The organism is Gemmatimonadota bacterium, assembly GCA_026706345.1.
Taxonomy (GTDB): Bacteria; JAAXHH01; JAAXHH01; order JAAXHH01; family JAAXHH01; genus JAAXHH01.
Map to the genome: position 1 here is coordinate 1 of JAPOYX010000288.1, position 2149 is coordinate 2149.

Below are 2149 nucleotides of genomic sequence, written 5' to 3' on the forward strand. Positions count from 1 at the left end.
CAAGTTCCCCAGACCGACTTTGCCCATCATTTGCGTGTCCGGCTTCGGCAGCCCGACGATACCACACCGCCGCCTCCGCATAGTCCTGCGCCACACCCTCATCCTTGTAGTACATGACGCCGAGGTTGAACTGCGCCTCAGCGTCTCCCCGCTCGGCGGCCCGACGATACCACACCGCCGCCTCCGCATAGTCCTGCGCCACGCCCTCACCCCTGTAGTACATGACGCCGAGGTTAGACTGTGCCTGAGCGTCTCCCTGCTCGGCGGCCCGACGATACCACACCGCCGCCTCCGCATAGTCCTGCGATACGCCTTGGCCCATATCATACATATAGCCGAGATTGACCTGCGCACTCGCGTCTCCCTGCTCGGCGGCCCGACGATACCACACCGCCGCCTCCGCATAGTCCTGCGATACGCCTTGGCCCATATCATACATATAGCCGAGATTGACCTGCGCACTCGCGTCTCCCTGCTCGGCGGCCCGACGATACCACACCGCCGCCTCCGCATAGTCCTGCGATACGCCTTGGCCCATATCATACATATAGCCGAGATTGACCTGCGCACTCGCGTCTCCCTGCTCGGCGGCCCGACGATACCACACCGCCGCCTCCGCATAGTCCTGCGGGACACCCTCCCCCGTGCTGTACATATAGCCGAGACTGTACTGCGCATCCGCGTGTCCGGCTTCGGCGGCCACGCGGCAGGCAACGAACCGGGTTGCGGGTGCCAGATCATTCTTGAAGCAGTCCGCGACCTCAACGTCTTCCGCCGCAACGGAGTACGGAGCCGCACAGACCCACAACAGGACGATATAAACGGGAACCCAAAAAATAAATTTCATGGCGACTCTTTTTTTTCGCTGTTCCACCATAGGAGTCCGGTCCGGGCGACCCGGCCGCTAGAGACCGGGACCGGTTCTTCGAGCAGGTCCGCAGCCGAGTCAGAAATATCGGGGCGAGGCACGATCACTTTCCAGGCTTCGAATTCGAGCCGTCGCGAGGTTCGCCCCACGCGGGTGATACGCCCGGACACCTCAATAAAATCACCGGCATAAACCGGGGCGAGAAACTCCACATTGTCATAGGCGCGAAACAGCCCTTCATCCCCGTCCAGGCGAATGCTCAACTCCGTCCCCACATCGCCAAAGAGCTGCAACATTTTCGCGCCATCCACCAGACCACCCCCATAGTGGGCGTCCGGGCCGCTCATACGGACCCGCAGCATGGCGGTCGGCAAATTATCGACGGGCTCCATTCGTGGCATGCGTGATTCCTCTTGAGCAGTGTCTTATGAGAGTGCCTGCCCGTCCCAGCGTTCGACCTCAACACGGCAATCATAAAAGGTACCACCGCCGCCCACGTCCGTCAGTTGAGTCGACGTCACATTATTGACGTTGCCCTTCCCCCCGGACAGTTTGTCCCACCAGCCCCAGAAGGTGGCAACCGTGCCGGCCTGGACCCGCTCAGAGACGACAACCGGCAGCACGAACGCGCCCCGGTCGTTGAACACGCGTACCTCATCACCCGTGTCCAATCCGCGGACAGCCGCATCCTGTGGGTGGATTTCCAAGGTTCGGGCCGTGGACTCTTGACGGCGCATCACCGGCAGGTGCCCATAGGAGGAATTCAGCGAATCCTTATGTTTGCGCGGCAGGAAATTCAGCGGAAACGGCCCCTCGCTCAGAGTCTCGTGGGGAGGGACAAAGGCCGGCAGCGGGTCCAGCCCGTCCCGCTCCATTTTTTCACAAAAGAACTCGAACTTTCCCGAAGGAGTCAGGAAGCCGCCCTGCGCTCGGGGCAGCAGGTTCGGCTCAGGGCGGGTCGGCATAAAAGGACGAGACAGGAATTCGTCGACAGACAGCCCGGCCTTGAGGGCTTCACCGGTAAATTCCTCCGCCGAGGCATGCACCGCCGGCTCAGTGATGCCCAGCCCGGTCGCCAACAACTGAAACACGTCGGCGTTCGACTTTGCTTCGCCCAGCGGTTCAAGCGCCTTGCGGCTGAAGCTGCCAAAATCACCGCCGTACGCCAAAATCATATCGTCCTGCTCAAGGGGAGAGGTCGCCGGCAAGACGATATCCGCATAGTCCGCGCTATCCGTCAGGAAGAGGTCGTGGACAACGGTCAACAGGTCCGCCCGTTGC

Annotated in this window: 3 protein-coding genes; all 3 read right to left on the reverse strand. The window is 61.5% G+C overall.

Annotated elements, in window-relative coordinates; genetic code table 11:
• On the reverse strand, positions 1 to 847 hold an 847-nt coding region (locus tag OXG98_20005; GenBank protein MCY3774295.1), incomplete at its 3' end, for a tetratricopeptide repeat protein.
• Positions 844 to 1260, reverse strand: coding sequence for a 3-aminobutyryl-CoA ammonia lyase (locus OXG98_20010; protein ID MCY3774296.1), 417 nt, complete (start codon positions 1258 to 1260; stop codon positions 844 to 846). The genes OXG98_20005 and OXG98_20010, both read right to left, overlap by 4 nt.
• 33 nt (positions 1261 to 1293) lie before the next feature.
• Positions 1294 to 2149, reverse strand: an 856-nt coding sequence (locus OXG98_20015; GenBank protein MCY3774297.1) for a molybdopterin-dependent oxidoreductase, incomplete at its 5' end; no start/stop codon positions are given.